The organism is Streptomyces altiplanensis (genome assembly GCF_053591575.1).
In genome coordinates, this window is sequence record NZ_JBSFUB010000004.1 from 159,980 (window position 1) to 177,993 (window position 18,014).

Consider the following 18,014-nt stretch of genomic DNA (forward strand, 5'->3'; position numbering starts at 1 on the left):
CAGTGTCAGGTGAGGGGAGTCAGCGCTTGACGCGGTTGCGGACGGCGAGGACGGCCAAGCCCAGAAGAACGGGCTCGGTCAGCCGCGAGGTCATTTCGATGTAGATGCCGGCGGTGGTCAGGTCCTGGCCGGAGGAACGGAAGACCACCGAATTGAGCGTAAGGTTCAGGGCCTTCTCGAAGCGCTCGCCGGTGAACCGTTGTCCGGTGGGGTTGCGTGGATCGTCCTTGTCTATCTCGAAGGTGACGCTCCCGCCACCGGAGGGCACCGTGCCGGTTGCTTCCTGCTGTGGGGCGTTGTCGGGGAGCCCGAAGCCCATCAGGAGCAGGATGGTGACGAGCATGGCAGCGGCGAGCCAGCCCAACGCCCGGGAGGCGCGCAGGCCATAGCCGGACAGCGCCCAGTAGGCGACCAGAAGGCTTCGCTCGCTTCGGGGGATGTCATCGGCGTGGCGGCGCATCTCCATCTCCCCGTAATAGAAGTCGGCTGCCCCAGGCTCGTGCTTGCCGTCCTCGAACGCCTTGCGCAGCGCCCGGTACACCGGTGCCAGTTGCACCGGACCGACGTGGCTGGCGCCGGAGGGGGCCGCTTGCCAGCCAGGGGCTGCGGCTGGCTGTCGCGCACGCCAGTAGTGTTCTTCGACGAGGGTGCGACGGTGGGTGAACCACATGGGGTGCCAGCCCCGCCAATGCATGGTGTGAGGGGTCGTTTCGAAGATGCAGGCGCCCTCCAGCCGCAGTTGGTCCAGGTGAACGGTCCCGGTGAACAGGCACTTTGACAGGTCGATGTCGGCGAGGACCAGATGGGCCGCGTCCACGCCGCGCAGCGACGCGAGCCTCACGCCAGAACCTGGCGCACTCGCGAGAGCGGTCTCGGCCAGATGCTGGCCGTTGGCGAGCATGAACGGATCCGGTTCTGCGGCGATCGTGAGGGGGTACTCGAAGACCGCGTGTGTGAAGTCGACCGTGGCGTACCGCAGGCGTATCTCCGCCGTGGCCGACCAGCGGGTCCGTCGGCACTCCAGGCGCCGCGCGGCGAACGAAAGGATCACTGGGCCGCCAAACGTAGCTCCGGACAGCAGGACCCGCCCAGAACAGAGGAACGGCCCCAAGGCGGCGGCCTCTGCAAAGTTCGCCGACTCGAACATGGCGTCGCCAATGAAGGTCACCGAATCGAACCCGGCGTCGCCCGTGAACGTCGCCCTCTCGAACCAGGCGTCGTCCGCGAAGGTCGCTGACTTGAACCAGGCATCGCGCCTGAACGTCGCCGACTCGAACTGAGTGCTGCCCGCGAAGGTCACCGACACGAACATGGCGTCGCCAATGAAGGTCACCGAATCGAACCCGGCGTCGCCCGTGAACGTCGCCCTCCCGAACTCGGCGTCGTCCGCGAAGGTCGCTGACTTGAACCAGGCATCGCGCCTGAACGTCGCCGACTTGAACCAGGCGACGCGCTTGAAGGTGGCTGACTTGAACCAGGCGTTGCCCGTGAAGGTCGCCCACTCGAACCAGGCGTTGCCCGTGAAGGTCGCTGACCTGAACTCGGCGTTGCCCGTGAAGGTCGCCGACGCGAACCCGGCGTCGCGCGTGAAGGTCGCCCACTCGAACCACGCATTACCCCTGAAGGTCACCCTCTCGAACCAGGCCTCGCCCGTGAAGGTCACCGACCCGAACCCGGCGCGGCCCGAAAAGGTCGCCCCCTCGAACCAGGCCTCGCCCGTGAAGGTCACCGACTCAAACTCGGCATCGCCCGTGAAGGTCACCGACTCGAACCCGGCGCGGCCCGAGAACGTCGCCGACTCGAACAAGGCGGTTCCCAGGTGAGAGTGCCCAGTTGTGGGGTCCCGGACGGCGTTGAGGAGGGCGTCGAGAAGGGGGCGGGTGAAGGGAGTGCCGCGGTGGTCGACGTCCGCGCCGGGAGTCAGGCCAACGAGGTAGGCGTCCCGGTCAGGGTCGGCCAGGTGGGCGAGACACAAGGTATGGCCGGGCACGTGGATGCCGGGGCAGCCGAACGGTCGCTCGGGGCTGGCGTCCTCGCCACAGTGCGCCCATCGGGGCGGTGGGGACGGCTCGGGGCTTGGCTGGGACATACCCGAAAGACTATTGAGCGCGACCGCTGGTGCCGCCCTCACCTCATGGCCGCAGCACTGAAATCTTCGTTGCGGCACTGAAGAACGTACTGAAGTGCATCGTGCGCTGCTGAAACCTTCCGTGCCGTCCGACATGGAAGCTCACGCACCTGTGCCGCGCCACCCGCCTGCCCGTCCCGTCAACAGTTGAACGCGTGGTGACCCGCCGCATCTCCAACTGCCGTCTGTGTCACACGTATTGACACTTGTATTTCAGGAGTTTTACGTTCCCTGATATCTGAGAGCGCTCTCGGACGCCCTTCCCCCACGACTTCGAGGTGCCGTCCATGCCAGCTCCCCCGTTCGGATCCGCCAAATCCCCCAGATCCCCCAGATTCCCCAGATCGCCCAAATCCGCCAGATCCGCGTCCGCGCTCATCCTCGTCTCCGCCCTGACCGCCCTCGGCCTCGGCACCGCCGCCGCCCCGGCGGCCGCGGCCACCATCCCCGTCGGCTCGGGCAGTTACTCCGACGTGCGCCCCGCCGGTACCTCCGGTCCCACCACCAACACCGGCACGCCCGTCACCCCCAAGCTCACCCCGGCCGCGAAGGACCGGCCGCTCCCCACCAACGACTGGTGGTCCTCCCTCGCCTTCCAGCGGTACGGCGACAACCCGCACTCCACGCCCATGTACGGGCACCCGCTCACCTACCAGGCCACCGCCGCCGGCCTCGAAGTCGGTTACCCGACGACCCCCGCCGTCGTCGGGGACGGCCGCCAGTACGAGTACGCCCACAAGCGCGACCTCACGCTCGGCCTGACCGGTCTCAACTCGCCCGACACCAAGGCCGACGACTGGTCCGACTGGACCGTCACCCCCTACTGGTCCGACGGCGCCCGCACCCTGCGCACCACCATCGGCCACGGCCTGCCCTTCGTGTACGCCAAGGGCTCGGGCGGCAGCGCCCAGATCACCACCGCCGCCGCGCCCGCCGTCTTCGCCGACCAGGGCAACGTCCTCGGCATCACCGTCGCCGGCCACCACTACGCCCTCTTCGCGCCGACCGGCAGCGACTGGAACATCGCCGGGTCGACCCTCACCGCCGGCCTCGGCGCCAAGGACTACTTCTCGCTCGCCGTGCTGCCCTCCACCGACGCCCTCGCGACGTACAAGAAGTACGCGTACAGCTTCATCACCGGATCGAAGGCGAGCTGGAGCTCCACCGGCGGCACGGTGAAGGCGACGTACACCCTCACCACCGAGGCGAAGGAGGGCAGCGAGACGGGCACGCTCCAGGCCCTCTACCGCCACCAGTGGCTGCACACCTCCGACCCGCTCACCCCGTACACCTACGTCTCGCCGCGCGGCACGATGAAGGTCCGCGAGGGCGCGTCCTTCACCACCAGCCAGCGGGCCTCCGCCGTGCTGCCCGCGCTGCCGCAGTCGGGCGGCGTCGACAAGGCGAGGCTCAGGGGCTACCTGAACGAGGCCGCGAACGCCTCCGACCCCTTCTCGGGCGCCACCGACACCTACTGGACCGGCAAGGCGCTGGGCCGCCTCGCCCAGCTCGTGCCCGTCGCCGACCAGATCGGTGAGACCGCCGTCCGCGACAAGCTGCTCGGCCTGATGAAGGGCCGCCTCCAGGACTGGTTCACGGCCGGCGGAGCCAACGAGTTCTCGTACGACAAGTCCTGGAAGACGCTGACCGGCTACCCGGCGTCGTACGGCAGCGACACCGAGCTCAACGACCACCACTTCCACTACAGCTACTACGTCTACGCCGCCGCGATCGTCGCCCAGTACGACCCGGCCTGGGCCGCCGACTCCGCGTGGGGCGGCATGGTCAAGACGCTCGTACGGGACGCCGCCAACCCCAGCCGCACCGACACCGCCTTCCCCTTCCTGCGCGGCTTCGACGTGTACGCCGGACACAGCTGGGCGTCGGGCCACCAGGGATTCGCGGCCGGCAACAACCAGGAGTCCTCGTCGGAGTCCACCAACCTCAGCGCCGGTCTCGTCCTGTGGGGCGCGGCGACCGGCGACACGGCCCTGCGCGATCTCGGCACGTATCTGCTGACCACCGAGTCCGAGGCGATCGCGCAGTACTGGTTCGACGCCGACGAGCAGGTCTTCCCGTCCTCCTTCGGCCACGACACGGTCGGCATGGTGTGGGGGAGCGGCGGCGCGTACGCCACCTGGTGGACGGCCAACCCGGAGGAGATCCACGGCATCAACGTCCTTCCGGTGACCGGCGGTTCCCTGCACCTGGGCGGCGAGAAGGCCGCCGTCCGGCGCAACCTCGCCGAGATGGAACGCGAGAACGGCGGACCGGCCGTCGAATGGCGCGACATCCTCTGGGAGTTCCAGTCGCTGGCCGACCCGGCCGCCGCCAAGGCCAAGTGGGACGCGGGCCACGCGGGCTACACCCCCGAGCAGGGCGAGTCCAAGGCGCACACCTACCACTGGATCAGCACCCTCGACACGCTCGGCGCCCCCGACGCGACGGTGAGCGGCGACATCCCGACGTCCGCCGTCTTCACCAAGGGCACGGTACGGACGTACGCCGCCCACAACCACTCCGCCACCACCCGCACCGTGACCTTCTCGGACGGCGCGAAACTCACCGTCCCCGCCCGCTCGACCGCGACCGGCACCGGCACCGGAGGCCCCGGACCCGATCCCGAACCGCCCACCGGCAACACCTTCCAGCTCCGCACCGGGGGCGCCCTCACCACCGCCACCGGCACCACGGCCGCCACCGACACCATCGCCTCGGCGGGCGGCGCCAACCACGACGGCACCCCGCACCAGCCGCTGACGTACACGGTCAAGGGCGTCAACGGCACGCTCAAACCCGGTACGCCGACGGCCTTCCGCCTCCAGGTCGACGCGGGCACGACGGTCGGCCTCGGCCAGCAGGCGCGCGTCAGTTACGACCTGACCGGCGACGGCACGTACGACCGGACGGAGACGTACCGGTACTTCGCGACCGACCCGGTGACCGGCTGGGAGGAGTACACCCAGGCCCGCGGCCTCGCCTCGGCCACCGGCACGCCCGGTGACCTCAAGGGCGGCACCGTACGTCTCGAAGTGTGGAGCGCCATCGGCAACGGCACGGCGAAACTCCGCACCGGCACGGCGGACTCGGTCCTGGTGATTCCCTTCCAGTGACCGGCACGCACCCCCCACACGGCGGGCCCCGGCCGCTCAGGCCGAGGCCCGCCGCACCAGTTCGGTCGGCATGATCACCGAGGCCGGAGCACCCGCCTCCCGGCCGTCGCCCTCGCTCAGGACGCGCATCAGCAGCCTGACCATCAGCCGGCCCATCCCCTCGATGTCCTGGCGGACCGTCGTCAGCGGGGGATCGACCGCCTCGGCGACGCCCGCCACATCGTCGAACCCGACGAGCGCGACATCCTCCGGCACCCGGAGCCCCCTCTCCCGCAGGACCCGCAGCGCGCCCGCGGCCATCAGGTCGTTGGCGGCGAAGACGGCGTCCAGGTCCGGCCGGCGGTCCAGCAGTTCCGCCATCGCGCGAGCACCGCTGTCCACGGTGAAGCCGCCCTGGGCGGTCAGGGCGGGATCGGCGTCGAAGAGCACGTCGCGGTAGCCGTCGGCGCGGTCGGCGGCGGAGGTCTGGTCGCGGGGCCCCGCGATGTGCGCGATGCGCTCCCGCCCCAGACCGGCGAGATGGCGTACGGCGCTGCGGGCGCCGCCCCGGTTGTCGCAGTCGACGTACGGCACCGTCGCGGCCCCGGCCCCGGGCCGGCCGCCGAAGACCGCCGGGACCCTGGAACCGCGGATGAGGGCGGGCAGCCCGTCGTCGTGGTGCAGCGAGAAGGCGAGTGCGCCGTCGATGTGGCCGCCCCCGAGGTAGCGGGCGATCCGGTCGTGGTCGCCGGGCCCTTCCACCCACAGCAGCACCAACTGGGAGTCGTTCGCCGTCAGTTCCCTGCTGATGCCGCGCACCTGCTGCTCGAAGAAGGGGTCGGAGAAGACCCTGAACTCGGGCTCGGCGATGATTACGGCGACCGCGCCGCTCTGCCGCGTGACGAGGGACCTGGCCGCCTGGTTCGGGACGTACCCCAGCTCCTCGACCGCTTCCCGCACCTTGTCGGCCAGCGGCTGCCGCACGCCCGCGCCGCCGTTGACGACCCGGGAGGCCGTGGCCCGGGAGACTCCGGCGCGGGCCGCGACGGCTTCCAGCGTGGGGCGGGAACCGGCGGGCTGTTCGGGCAAGGCGGGCGCTCCTCGGCGGTCGGGGGAAAGGGCTTCTGGGAGGGAGGGTATCCGCCGCCGCCTCCCTGTGAGAGCGCTTCCAGCCGTTCGTCCGAAGGCGCCGCCCCCTCGCCCGAAGACGCCGCCGCCCCCCTCGCGCGGGGACGGCGGCGCGGAGTACCGCCGGTCAGCGGTGTCCGTGCTCGTGGACCGTGTTCGTCGCGGCGATCTTCTTCCACGACTTGGGCTGCACGGGCTCACCGCCTCCACCGGTGTGCGAACGTGCGATACGGGACTCGGCCGCGGCCGGGGCGCCCGGCTTCGACGGCTCGTAGAGCCAGGTGTCGAAGAGCTCGGCGAGCGGCTTGCCCGAGATCCTCTCGGCGTACTTCACGAAGTCGCCCACGCTCGCGTTCCCGTGCGCGAACTTGGCCGGCCACCCCTTCAGGATCCTGAAGAAGTCCTCGTCGCCGACCTCGTTGCGCAGTGCCTGCACGGCGAGCGCGCCCCGGTCGTAGACGGCGATGTGGAACTGGTCGTCCGGCCCCGGGTCGCCCGGCTCGACCGTCCAGAAGGGATCGTCGGCCGCGCGCGTCTCGTACACGTAGTCGGCGAGCTCCTGCGCCGTGCCCTCGCCCTCCTTCTCGGACCACAGCCACTGGCTGTAACGGGCGAAGCCCTCGTTGATCCAGATGTCCTTCCAGCCCTTGACGGCGACGCTGTCGCCGTACCACTGGTGGGCCAGCTCGTGGACGACGACCGAGACGTTCGCGCCGTTGGCGAACTGCCGCGGGCTGTAGAACGGCCGGGTCTGCGTCTCCAGCGCGTACCCGCTGGTCACGTTCGGGACGTAACCGCCGAGCGCATTGAAGGGGTACGGGCCGAAGATCCCGGTCAGGTACTCGGCGACCTCGGTGGTCCGCTCGATGCTGGCGCGCGCCGCCCCGGCGTTGTCGCCGAGGTCCTTGCTGTACGCGTTGAGCACCGGCAGGCCGTCCACCGTCCTGTCGGTCGTGATGTCGAACCTGCCGACCGCGAGCGTGGCGAGATAACTGGCCTGCGGCTTGTTCGAACGCCAGTTGTAGCGGGTCCACCCGAGCTTCGAGCTCTGTGACTGGAGCACGCCGTTGCTGATGGCCTGGGTGCCGTCCGGCACCGAGACGGAGACGTCGTACGTCGCCTTGTCCAGCGGGTGGTCGTTGCTCGGGAACCACCAGACGGCCGAATCGGGCTCCTGGGCGGCGACGCCGCCGTCCGGAGTGCGGTGCCAGGCGGTGTAGCCGCCGATCTTCAGCTCGGACGGCTTTCCGGCGTACCGGACGACGACCGAGGCGGCCCGGCCCTTCTCCAGCGGGGCCGCGGGGGTGACGACGAGCTCCTGGTCCCCCTCCTTGGCGAACTTCGCCTTCTTCCCGTCGACCCGCACCTCGCTCACCCCCAGACCGAAGTCGAGGTTGAAGCGCGAGAGGTTCTGCGTGGTGGTGGCGAGGATCGTCGCCGTGCCCTCCAGCAGGTCCGTCCTGGGCTGGTACTTGAGGCGGAGGTCGTAGTGCGACACGTCGTATCCGCCGTTGCCGCTGGCCGGGTAGTAGGGATCGCCGATGCCCGGGGCGCCCGGCGAGAAGTCCGCGGCCGATGCCGGGATCGCCAGCAGAAGTGAGGCCGTCAGCACGCCGGGGACGATGAATCTGCGGTGCACGAATGCTCCAAATGGTCAGTCCGAGGGATCGCTTGAAGCCTATTCAGCCCCTGTGCCACCAGTCATGTCCATGGTTACTGCTGTCACGCGACTGACATTCTGCCGTCATACTGCTCACAACTGCGCGCTGCTGCCCCCTTTTGCGCAGGAGTTGACCGGGGTACCTTCCGGCCCATGCCGATACCTGCGCGGAGACCCCACGTGAAGTGGCGAAGGTTCGTACCGGCGGCCGCGGCCGCCCTGATGGCGGTCGTGCTGACCCCGACGGGCGCCCAGTCCGCGGCGGCCGGCCCCAAGGAGAGCAGACCCGTCTACTCCTACGAGAACGCGATCCGCGAAGCCGTATGGGTGGACACCAGGATCGACGGCGACGCGGACGGCAGGACCGACCGGGTCGCCGTCGACATCGTCCGCCCCCGGGAACCCGCCCGGCAGGGCCGGAAGATACCCGTCATCATGGACGCCAGCCCGTACTACTCCTGTTGCGGCCGCGGCAACGAGAGCCAGAAGAAGACGTACGACGCGAACGGCGACCCCGTCCAGTTCCCCCTCTACTACGACAACTACTTCGTGCCCCGCGGCTATGCCTTCGTCGCCGTCGACCTCGCCGGAACCAACCGCTCCGACGGTTGTGTCGACGTGGGCGGCCGCTCCGACATCCAGTCGGCCAAGGCGGTCGTCGACTGGCTGAACGGCCGCGGCAAGGCGTACACCAGCCGCACCGGCGGCGAGCGCGCCAAGGCGGGTTGGTCCACCGGCGACACCGGCATGATCGGCAAGAGCTACGACGGCACCGTCGCCAACGGCGTCGCGGCGACCGGTGTCGAGGGCCTGAAGACCATCGTCCCGATCGGCGCCATCTCCTCCTGGTACGACTACTACTTCGCCCAGGGCGCCCCGCTCTACGACAGCGGCCCCGAGTGGCTCTCCGACTACGTCGAGAGCCCCGAAGCCCGCGCCCGCTGCCAGGCCGTCCAGAAGCGCCTCGTCGACGAGGCCCCGCGCAACGGCGACTTCACCCGCCTGTGGGCCGAGCGCGACTACGTACCGGACGCGGACAAGGTCAGGGCCAGCGTCTTCGCCGTACACGGCATGCAGGACCTCAACGTCCGCGCCAAGCACTTCGGCCAGTGGTGGGACGCCCTCGCCGACGCCGGTGTGGACCGCAAGATCTGGCTCTCGCAGACCGGCCACGTCGATCCGTTCGACTTCCGCCGCGCCGACGGGGCCTCCCCTGCCCGAGCGGAGTCGAGAGCTTGGGGATGGGTGAAGACCCTGCACCGCTGGTTCGACCACGAGCTCCTCGGCTACGACAACGGCATCGACCGCGAGCCGATGGCCGACATCGAGCGCGCCCCCGACCAGTGGTCCACGGACAAGGTCTGGCCGCCCCGCTCCGCCGACGCCACCACCCTGCGCCCCGGCAAGGGCTCCGCACCCGGCGTCGGCACGCTCTCCCTGAAGCCCGCCGCCCGCGGCGCCACCGAGACCTTCACGGACGACCCCCGGCTCAGCGAGGCCGACTGGGCCGCGCAGATCGACACGTCCACCCCCGCCAAGGCCGGCTTCACCACCAAGCCGCTCACCCGTGACCTGCGCCTGTCCGGCTCCTCCCGGGTGACCGTCACCGCGACGCCTTCCACCTCCACCGCGCACCTCTCCGCGGTCCTCGTGGACCTCGGCCCCGACACGATCCGCGACTACACCGCGTCCGGCGAAGGCATCACCACCCTCACCGACCGCACCTGCTGGGGCCCGAGCACCGCCGGCGACAGCTCCTGCTTCAAGGAGACCAAGGCCCGTACCGCGAACGTCGACTACACCGTCTTCAGCCGGGGCTGGGCCGACCTCGGCACGTACGCCGACGCCGACCGCGGCCGCCCGCTCACGCCGGGCAAGCGGTACACGATCACCCTCGACCTCCACGCGAGCGACCACGTCGTCCCCGCCGGACACCGTCTCGCGCTGATCGTCGGCGGCACCGACGCGGGCCTCATCGACCCGCCCTCCACCACCCCCACCCTCAGTGTCGACCTGTCCCGTACGAACGCCGAGCTGCCCGTGGTCGGCGGCGCCAAGGCGTTCGCCACCGCCACCGCGGGCTCCCGCTGGTCCGCCCCGTCGGGCGCCCGCCTCGACGGCGTGGCCGAGCCGCGCTCCATCCGCCCGGTCCCAGGAGGCACCCGCTGATGCACCCACATGTCCGCGCACTCGCACTCGGGGCCGCAGTGGCGACCCTGGCCGCTCCCGTCGTCCTCACGGCGCCCGCCCGGGCGGCGTCGGCTCCGCCCCGTACCGGCTTCGAGGTGTCCGACGGCGCGCGCTGGACCACCCAGCCCGAGGAGCAGGCCCTGCTGGCCGCCGTCGACCGGGGCAGCGAGCGCGTCACGATGTCCGGCATCGGCACCACGAAGCAGGGCCGCCCGCTCCAGCTCGTACGCATCGCGGAGCGGCAGCGCACCGAGAACACCGTGCTGCTGATCTGCTCCCAGCACGGTGACGAACCGTCAGGGCGGGAAGCCTGCCTGACCACCGTCCGGGACCTCGCGTACGCCAAGGACAGGAAGACCCTCGACTTCCTCGCCCGCTCCACGGTCCTCGTCATCCCCACCGCCAACCCCGACGGCCGCGCCGCCGGCACCCGGGGCAACTCCGACGGTGTCGACATCAACCGCGACCACATCGCCCTCAGGACCGCCGAGGGCCGGGCGATGGCCGCCGTCATCCGCGACCACCGCCCCGACATCGTCTACGACCTGCACGAGTACGGCGCCACCCCGCCGTACTACGACAAGGACCTGCTCGCCCTCTGGCCCCGCAACCTCAACACGGCCGGCCGGGTGCACGCCGAAGCGCGCACCCTCTCCGAGTCGTACGTGCGCCCCGGTACCGAGGACGCCGGATTCAGCAGCGGCGTCTACGGCATCTGGACCGACCCGGTGACGGGCGAGCCCGTCAAGCAGGTGGCGGGCGACGGCCAGGAGCGCATCCTGCGCAACACGGCGGGCATCAAGCACTCCGTGGGGCTCCTGGTGGAGACCCGCGTCGACCCCCTCACCGAAGCGGAGAAGAAGGACCCCGCACACAACAACAAGCGCCGCGTCGACACCCAGCTGGCGGCCCTCGACAGCGCGTTCGCCTATGCGCACGAGCGGCGCGGCCGCATCGGGGCAGCCACCGCCCGGGCACGTCTCGCGGGCTTCGCGGACCGGGGCCCCGTCCATCTGGGCGGCGCCGACAACGATCCGGCCGAGCCCGCCGAGACCATCCAGGACCCGCCCTGCGGCTACCACCTCTCCGCGGCGCAGTACGCGGACGTGGGGGATGAGCTGTCCCTGCACGGGGTCGTGTCCCGGCCGGACACCGAGGGGGCGTACGTACCCCTCCGCCAGTCCCGGCGGAACCTGGCCGTCCTCCTGCTCGACGAGCGGGCGGCCCACCACCTCACCGCCGGGCGGCCCGACACCACCTGTTAGACGGCTGTGACGTGCGACACATGTGGTAGGGGGTACGGGAGAGCGAAAAAAGGCTCCGTGAATCCCTGAAAGGTGCCGCTTGTGTCGCACGAACAGAAACCGGCTCAACGGCTGCGGCTGCCGGTCAGGGCGGCTCTCCCCGGCCGCCACCCGCACGAGGACGAGACGCCCCGGACCGACCGGGTGGTGTTCGGCGTGACGGCCGTTCTCACCCTCGCCTTCGTGGTCTGGGGCTCCGTCTTCACCAAGACGCTGGAGACCGTCTCCGACACGATGCTGAGCGGCCTGATCCACAACGGCGGCTGGGCCTTCGTCCTGGCCGCCTCCGGATTCGTCGTCTTCGCTCTCTGGCTCGCCATCAGCCGCTACGGCAGGATCCCGCTCGGCCAGGAGCACGAGGGGCCCGAATTCAGTACGGTCTCCTGGGTCGCGATGATGTTCAGCGCGGGCATGGGCATCGGCCTGATGTTCTACGGCGTCAGCGAGCCGCTCGCGCACTACACCACCCCGCCGCCCGGCACCGACCCCGCCGACTCGGCGGACGCCATGCAGACGGCCCTGGCCACCACCCTCTTCCACTGGACCCTCCACCCCTGGGCGATCTACGCGGTGGTCGGGCTCGCCATCGCGTACAGCACCTTCCGGCGCCGCAGGAGACAGACCATCAGCGCCGTCTTCGAGCCGCTGATCGGCAGGAAGCGCGCCGACGGCACCCCCGGGCGGGTGATCGACATCCTCGCCATCTTCGCCACCCTCTTCGGCTCCGCGACCTCCCTCGGCCTGGGCGCCCTCCAGATCGGCAGCGGATTCCGTGAACTGGGCTGGATGGAGAGGGCCGGCACCGGGCTCCTGATCTCCATCATCGGAGTTCTCACCGTCGCCTTCGTCTTCTCGGCCGTCTCCGGTGTCGAGAAGGGCATCCAGTGGTTGTCCAACACCAACATGGTCCTCGCCGTGGTCCTCGCGGTCTTCGTCTTCGTCGCAGGCCCGACCATCATCGTCCTCGACCTGCTGCCCACCTCGCTCGCCTCCTACGCCGACGAGCTGCCGCAGCTGGCCGGCCGTACCGAGGCGGCGACCGGCGGCGGCGACGTCGCCGACTGGCTGAGCAGCTGGACGGTCTTCTACTGGGCCTGGTGGATCTCCTGGACGCCGTTCGTCGGCATGTTCATCGCCCGCATCAGCCGCGGACGTACGATCCGTCAGTTCGTGGGCGGCGTCATCCTCGTCCCCAGCACCGTCAGTCTGGTCTGGTTCGCCATCTTCGGCGGTACGGCGATGAAGCTCCAGGAACGCGGACAGCTCGGGGACGAGTCGACGCCCGAGGGACAGCTCTTCGCCGTACTCCAGGAGTTCCCGATCGCCGGCGTGATGAGCCTGCTGGTGATGATCCTGGTCGGCATCTTCTTCATCTCCGGGGCCGACGCCGCCTCGATCGTGATGGGCACGCTCTCCCAGCGGGGCACCTTCGAACCGGCCCGGCTCGTCGTCGTCTTCTGGGGCGTGGTGACCGGAGCGGTGGCGGCCGTGATGCTGCTGGTCGGCCACGGCAAGGGCAACGCGCTCGCCGGGCTCCAGAACCTCACCATCCTCGTCGCGGCCCCCTTCGTGCTGGTCATGGTGGGCATGTGCCTGTCCCTCATGCGCGATCTGCGCCAGGACCCGCTGATCGTCCGCGGTGAGATCGCCGAGGAGGCGGTGGAGAGCGCCGTGATCGCGGGCCACGAGAAGTACGCCGGTGAATTCGAGATCCGCATCGGCCCGGGACCCGAGGCCGGCGACGGCCCCCGGACCGGCACGGACGAACGGGACGACCACGGCAACCACCCCTGACCGCGACGGCGCGGGGCAGGACGCACCCGCCCCCGCCCCCGCCCCGCATGCCGCGGTGGCGGAGGGGGCGTACCGGGGCGCTCCCCGCAGGGCGTCGCACGCGGCCGCCCCGAAGGAGATCCCGCACCCGGACGTCCGGCACCCGAGGACACGCCCCGGCACGTCACCGACCCCACACGGGCGGCAGCGCAGCCCCCCGCCGACGGAATGCGCGACGCGTGCTCACATCGGCTCATGGCTGGGAATACTCAGGGCATGTCTGCCGACTACGCGTCCTTCGGGCTGGCTCCGGCGATACGTGCGGGTGGTGTTCTCGTCAACGGTGACTACCGGGTGCACCGCGACTTCACGGACTTCGTCGTCGACGGCCGCCCGCTCCTCCACCAGCTCTCCGACCTCGACGCCGTCTCGCCGCTCGCCTCCGACGTACCGCCCGCCGTCTTCACCGCCCAGGTACGCGGCCTGCTCCTCGAAGAGGACGCGCCCCTGGAGGGCGGCCGGTACGTCATCTACGGCTGCCCCGAGTGCGAAAGCCTGGAGTGCGGCGCGGTCACCGCCGTCATCGAGCGGGCGGGGGACGACTTCGTCTGGCGGGACTTCGCCTGGCAGACGACCGGGACCGCGGACCTGGACCTGAACGGCTACCACGGGATAGGCCCGTTCCGCTTCCGCGGCCAGGAGTACCGCACCGCCCTGGAACGTCTGCTGGCCGACGGCGGCCAGGAGCCGCCGCCCCGCCGCCGGGTCCTGCTGATCGGCGCGCGCGTCGACGTACTGGCGAAGCTCGCCGCGGCCCTGCGCACGATCAACATCGGTGCGGACATCACCCGCGACGCGGCCGGCATCCCGCCCGAGGAGCTGCGGGCGTACGGAGCGGTGGCCTTCGGCAGGGCCGTCGACGAGAGCGAACGCGCCGCCGTCCGGGCGGCGTTCGACCGGGCCGGAGCGGACGTCGCCCACGTGGACGGCCTGGCCCCGATCATCCCCCTGCTGGTCGCCCAGACGGAGGCCGCCCTGGACCGCAGCCCGCCGGAGCAGCGCCGTCTCACGCGGCTGGTGGCGGTGGAGGGCGAGGCGGGGGTCGAGGTGACGTCCACCTGCCGGGTACAGCTGATCGCGTACCGCCTGGACCGGCTGCACCGGACGCACGCCCACGAGGTCTTCGACGGTGTGCTGGAGCCGGGGGAGCACCGGATCCCGCTGGAGGGGCGGGCGGTGAAGGGCCGGTCGTTCATCGTGGCGCGCACGATGGGGGGCGTACTGGCAGCCCCGGTGATCCGCTGACAGCACCACCGCACCCGCACCGCACCCGCACGCCCTCACGCCGGCGCCCGCCGGCCCGCTCCGGACGCTCGGTAGGATCTGAGACCTGATGACTGCAACTCTCGTCGCCAAAGATCTCGCCGCGGGCCACGGCGACCGCTCGCTCTTCTCCGGACTCGACCTCGTCGTCGCGCCCGGCGACGTGATCGGTCTCGTCGGTGTCAACGGCGCGGGCAAGTCCACGCTGCTGCGTCTGCTCGCCGGGCTCGACACCCCCGAACAGGGCGAGCTGCGGCTCTCGCCGCCCACCGCCACCGTCGGACACCTCCCGCAGGAGCCCGAGCGCCGCGGGGGCGAGACGGTACGGGACTTCCTGGCCCGGCGCACCGGAGTGGCCGCCGCCCAGCGCGCCCTCGACGAGGCCACCCAGGCGCTCGTCGACGAGACCCCGGGCGCGGACGACGCGTACTCGGACAGCCTGGAGCGTTGGCTCGACCTCGGCGGCGCCGACCTGGACGAGCGCGCGGAGGAGGTGGCGGCGACCCTGGGCCTGGCGGTCGGCCTCGACCACCCCATGACGGCCCTCTCCGGCGGCCAGGCCGCCCGCGCGGGCCTCGCCTCCCTCCTCCTCTCCCGGTACGACGTCTTCCTCCTCGACGAGCCCACGAACGACCTGGACCTGGACGGCCTGGAGCGCCTCGAACGCTTCGTCTCCGGCCTGCGCGCCGGCACGGTCGTCATCAGCCACGACCGCGAGTTCCTCACCCGCACGGTCACCAAGGTCCTGGAGCTGGACCTCGCCCAGCAGCAGATCACGCTCTACGGCGGCGGCTACGCGGCCTACCTGGAGGAGCGCGAGAGGGCGCGCCGCCACGCCCGCGAGGACTTCGACGAGTACGCCGACAAGAAGGCCGCCCTCGAAGGCCGCGCCCAGATGCAGCGCGGCTGGATGGACAAGGGCGTCAGGAACGCCCGCCGCAAGGCCACCGACAGCGACAAGCTCGGCCGCAACCTCCGCAGCGAGGCGAGCGAGAAGCAGGCCGCCAAGGCACGCCAGACGCAGCGCATGATCGAGCGCCTCGACGCAGTGGAGGAACCCCGCAAGGAGTGGGAACTGCGCATGGAGATCGCGGCGGCCCCGCGCTCCGGCGCGGTCGTCGCGACCCTGCGCGACGCGACGGTCCGGCGCGGCGACTTCTCCTTCGGCCCGGCGTCGCTCCAGATCGACTGGGCCGACCGCGTCGCGATCACCGGAGCCAACGGCGCGGGCAAGTCCACGCTGCTCGCCGCCCTCCTCGGCCGCCTCCCGCTGGACGAGGGGTACGCGGCGCTCGGCCCGGGTGTCGTCGTCGGCGAGGTCGACCAGGCCCGCGGCCTGTTCTACGGCTCCGAGTCCCTGCTCGAAGCCTTCTGCGCGGCCGTCCCCGAAACGGAGCCGGCGGAGGTGCGCACCCTCCTGGCCAAGTTCGGCCTGCGCGCCGACCACGTCCTGCGCCCCGCCACCACGCTCTCCCCGGGAGAACGCACCCGCGCCGCACTCGCCCTGCTCCAGGGCCGGGGAGTGAACCTCCTCGTCCTCGACGAGCCGACGAACCACCTCGACCTGACCGCGATCGAGCAGCTGGAGTCCGCTCTCGCCTCGTACGAGGGGACGCTGCTGCTGGTCACCCACGACCGCCGCATGCTGGACGCGGTCAGCACGACACGGCGTGTCGAGGTCGCGGACGGCAAGGTCACCGAGCTCTGACGCCGCTTCCCGTACCGGGACGGTCCGCGCGGGTCCCGGGTTGAGGCTTCACCTCATCGGCGTAGCGTGGAAACAGGCCGGCCCTGCGGCAGGCGAGCGGGAGAGCTCCCCGGGGAGGCCGCCGTATCTCGTCGCGCCTCCACGCCGCTGCCCCGAAGCGCCGCGCCTTCCGAGCGGAGCTGCAGGAGCGAGGGCACGAGGAGTGATGGTCATGGGCAAGTACGCGACCGACCAGTTGCGCGAACGTGTACGTGGGACGGTCGTCACTCCTGAGGACGAGGGGTACGACGAGGCACGCAGGGTCAACAACGCCATGATCGACAGACGGCCGGCCGCCGTCGTGCGCTGCGCCAACGCGGGCGACGTCATGGCTGCGGTCGGCTTCGCACGGGAGAACGGGCTCGACCTGGCGGTGCGGGGCGGCGGACACAGCGTGCCCGGCTTCGGCACCTGCGACGGCGGGGTGGTGGCCGACCTGTCCCGGATGCGCGGCGTCCGCGTCGACCCCGTGCGGCGAACGGCGCGCGCGGAGGGCGGAGCCACCTGGGGCGACTTCAACGCGGCGGCCCACGCTTTCGGTCTGGCCACGACCGGCGGGATCATCTCCACCACCGGCGTCGGAGGGCTCACCCTCGGCGGCGGTATCGGACACCTGGCCCGCGGGCTCGGCCTGAGCTGCGACAACCTGCTCTCGGCCGATGTGGTGACCGCGGACGGCCGGCTGCTCGTCGTGAGCGAGAAGGAGCACGACGACCTCTTCTGGGCCCTGCGCGGTGGCGGCGGAAACTTCGGCGCGGTGACCTCCTTCGAGTTCCGGCTCGCTCCCGTCGGGGACATCTACGGCGGGCCGATCCTCTACGAACTGGAGGACGCCGCCACCGTCCTGAGAGGCTTCCGCGAGCTCATCGCCGAAGCGCCCGAGGAACTCGGGGTGTTCCCGGCCTTCCAGATCGCCCCGCCGCTCCCGTTCATCCCGGAGAACCGGCACGGCGACACCTTCATCCTGCTCGTGACGTGCTGGGCCGGGCCGCTCGACCAGGGACAGCGCGCCCTCCAGCCGTTCCACGACCTGGCGCCGGTGGTCGCCGAGCACGTCGGTCCCATGCCGTACCCGGCACTCAACAGCGCCTTCGACGCGCTGGTGCCGCCCGGCCTCCAGCACTACTGGAAGGCCAACTTCGTGACCGAGCTCAGCGACGCCGCGATCGAGGCGCACCTGGAGTACGGGCCACGGGTGCCCGCCGTGAACTCGACGGTCCACATCTATCCCGTCAACGGCGCCTGCCACCGGGTGGCACCGCACGAAACGGCCTTCGCCTACCGGGACGCCTCGTTCGCCACCGTCATCGCCGGGATGTGGCCCGACCCCGCCGACAACGAGGCCAACACCGCCTGGGTGCGCGACTACTACCGGGCGACCGCGCCGCACTCGGAGGAGGGCGGATACATCAACTTCATGGCCGGGGACGACCAGGGCCGGATCAGGGCCAACTACCGGGGCAACTACGACCGCCTCGTCGAGGTCAAGAAGGCGTACGACCCGGAGAACCTGTTCCACCTGAACCAGAACATCACGCCTTAGCCCGCGCGTGCGGGCCAGCGCCGGGCCGCGGCGGTACCCGGCGCGGCGGGCCCGGCGGCCTCCCCTCACGCTTTCGGCCGTCCGTTCCTGCGTTGTTGCCTGCTCAGCACAGTAGCGGCTGGGTCT

Annotated in this window: 10 protein-coding genes; 7 read left to right on the forward strand and 3 right to left on the reverse strand. The window is 71.0% G+C overall.

Features of this window, described 5'->3' with window-relative positions; all coding sequences use genetic code 11:
- Positions 1-19: 19 nt before the first annotated feature.
- Positions 20-2,089 carry a pentapeptide repeat-containing protein gene (locus tag ACWD0Y_RS03190; protein ID WP_450258762.1) on the reverse strand — a complete coding sequence of 690 codons (2,070 nt, stop codon included), beginning with the start codon at positions 2,087-2,089 and terminating at the stop codon, positions 20-22.
- A gap of 326 nt (positions 2,090-2,415) precedes the next feature.
- Between ACWD0Y_RS03190 and ACWD0Y_RS03195 the strand changes: the two genes are divergently transcribed.
- Positions 2,416-5,241 (forward strand): glycosyl hydrolase, encoded by a 2,826-nt coding sequence (locus tag ACWD0Y_RS03195; RefSeq protein WP_450258763.1) that lies wholly within the window; start codon positions 2,416-2,418, stop codon positions 5,239-5,241.
- A gap of 36 nt (positions 5,242-5,277) precedes the next feature.
- Here ACWD0Y_RS03195 and ACWD0Y_RS03200 read toward each other — a convergent pair whose 3' ends face one another.
- Together ACWD0Y_RS03200 and ACWD0Y_RS03205 are read right to left on the reverse strand one after the other, a co-directional pair.
- On the reverse strand, positions 5,278-6,309 hold the full coding sequence (locus tag ACWD0Y_RS03200; RefSeq protein WP_450258764.1) for a LacI family DNA-binding transcriptional regulator: 1,032 nt from the start codon (positions 6,307-6,309) through the stop codon (positions 5,278-5,280).
- Between the two features lie 166 nt (positions 6,310-6,475).
- Positions 6,476-7,987, reverse strand: a complete 1,512-nt coding sequence (locus ACWD0Y_RS03205; RefSeq protein ID WP_450258765.1) for a M1 family metallopeptidase — start codon at positions 7,985-7,987, stop codon at positions 6,476-6,478.
- Positions 7,988-8,161: 174 nt separating this feature from the next.
- On the opposite strand from ACWD0Y_RS03205, the gene ACWD0Y_RS03210 reads away from it, so the two are divergent.
- The 6 genes from ACWD0Y_RS03210 (at position 8,162) to ACWD0Y_RS03235 (ending at position 17,888) form a co-directional block, all read left to right on the forward strand.
- The gene (locus tag ACWD0Y_RS03210) at positions 8,162-10,177 is read left to right on the forward strand and encodes a Xaa-Pro dipeptidyl-peptidase (protein ID WP_450258766.1); all 2,016 of its coding nucleotides are present in this window, start codon (positions 8,162-8,164) and stop codon (positions 10,175-10,177) included.
- A complete protein-coding gene (locus ACWD0Y_RS03215; RefSeq protein ID WP_450258767.1) occupies positions 10,177-11,463 on the forward strand; it encodes a M14 family metallopeptidase in 1,287 nt (428 codons plus the stop codon). Before ACWD0Y_RS03210 ends, ACWD0Y_RS03215 begins: the two co-directional genes overlap by 1 nt.
- Positions 11,464-11,580: 117 nt before the next feature.
- Positions 11,581-13,296 carry a BCCT family transporter gene (locus ACWD0Y_RS03220; RefSeq protein WP_450258774.1) on the forward strand — a complete coding sequence of 572 codons (1,716 nt, stop codon included), beginning with the start codon at positions 11,581-11,583 and terminating at the stop codon, positions 13,294-13,296.
- 255 nt (positions 13,297-13,551) lie between these two features.
- On the forward strand, positions 13,552-14,580 hold the full coding sequence (locus ACWD0Y_RS03225; protein ID WP_450258768.1) for an oxidoreductase: 1,029 nt from the start codon (positions 13,552-13,554) through the stop codon (positions 14,578-14,580).
- Between the two features lie 88 nt (positions 14,581-14,668).
- Positions 14,669-16,306 (forward strand): ABC-F family ATP-binding cassette domain-containing protein, encoded by a 1,638-nt coding sequence (locus ACWD0Y_RS03230; protein WP_450258769.1) that lies wholly within the window; start codon positions 14,669-14,671, stop codon positions 16,304-16,306.
- 211 nt (positions 16,307-16,517) lie between these two features.
- Positions 16,518-17,888: an FAD-binding oxidoreductase gene (locus ACWD0Y_RS03235; protein WP_450258770.1), complete on the forward strand. Its 1,371-nt coding sequence runs from the start codon at positions 16,518-16,520 to the stop codon at positions 17,886-17,888.
- The last annotated feature ends 126 nt before the right edge of the window (positions 17,889-18,014 follow it).

Coding starts and splice junctions, on each gene's coding strand:
- ACWD0Y_RS03235 (WP_450258770.1), top strand. CDS start 16,518: ATGGGCAAGTACGCGACCGACCAGTTGCGCGAACGTGTACGTGGGACG.
- ACWD0Y_RS03215 (WP_450258767.1), top strand. CDS start 10,177: ATGCACCCACATGTCCGCGCACTCGCACTCGGGGCCGCAGTGGCGACC.
- ACWD0Y_RS03230 (WP_450258769.1), top strand. CDS start 14,669: ATGACTGCAACTCTCGTCGCCAAAGATCTCGCCGCGGGCCACGGCGAC.
- ACWD0Y_RS03210 (WP_450258766.1), top strand. CDS start 8,162: ATGCCGATACCTGCGCGGAGACCCCACGTGAAGTGGCGAAGGTTCGTA.
- ACWD0Y_RS03190 (WP_450258762.1), bottom strand. CDS start 2,089: ATGTCCCAGCCAAGCCCCGAGCCGTCCCCACCGCCCCGATGGGCGCAC.
- ACWD0Y_RS03225 (WP_450258768.1), top strand. CDS start 13,552: ATGTCTGCCGACTACGCGTCCTTCGGGCTGGCTCCGGCGATACGTGCG.
- ACWD0Y_RS03195 (WP_450258763.1), top strand. CDS start 2,416: ATGCCAGCTCCCCCGTTCGGATCCGCCAAATCCCCCAGATCCCCCAGA.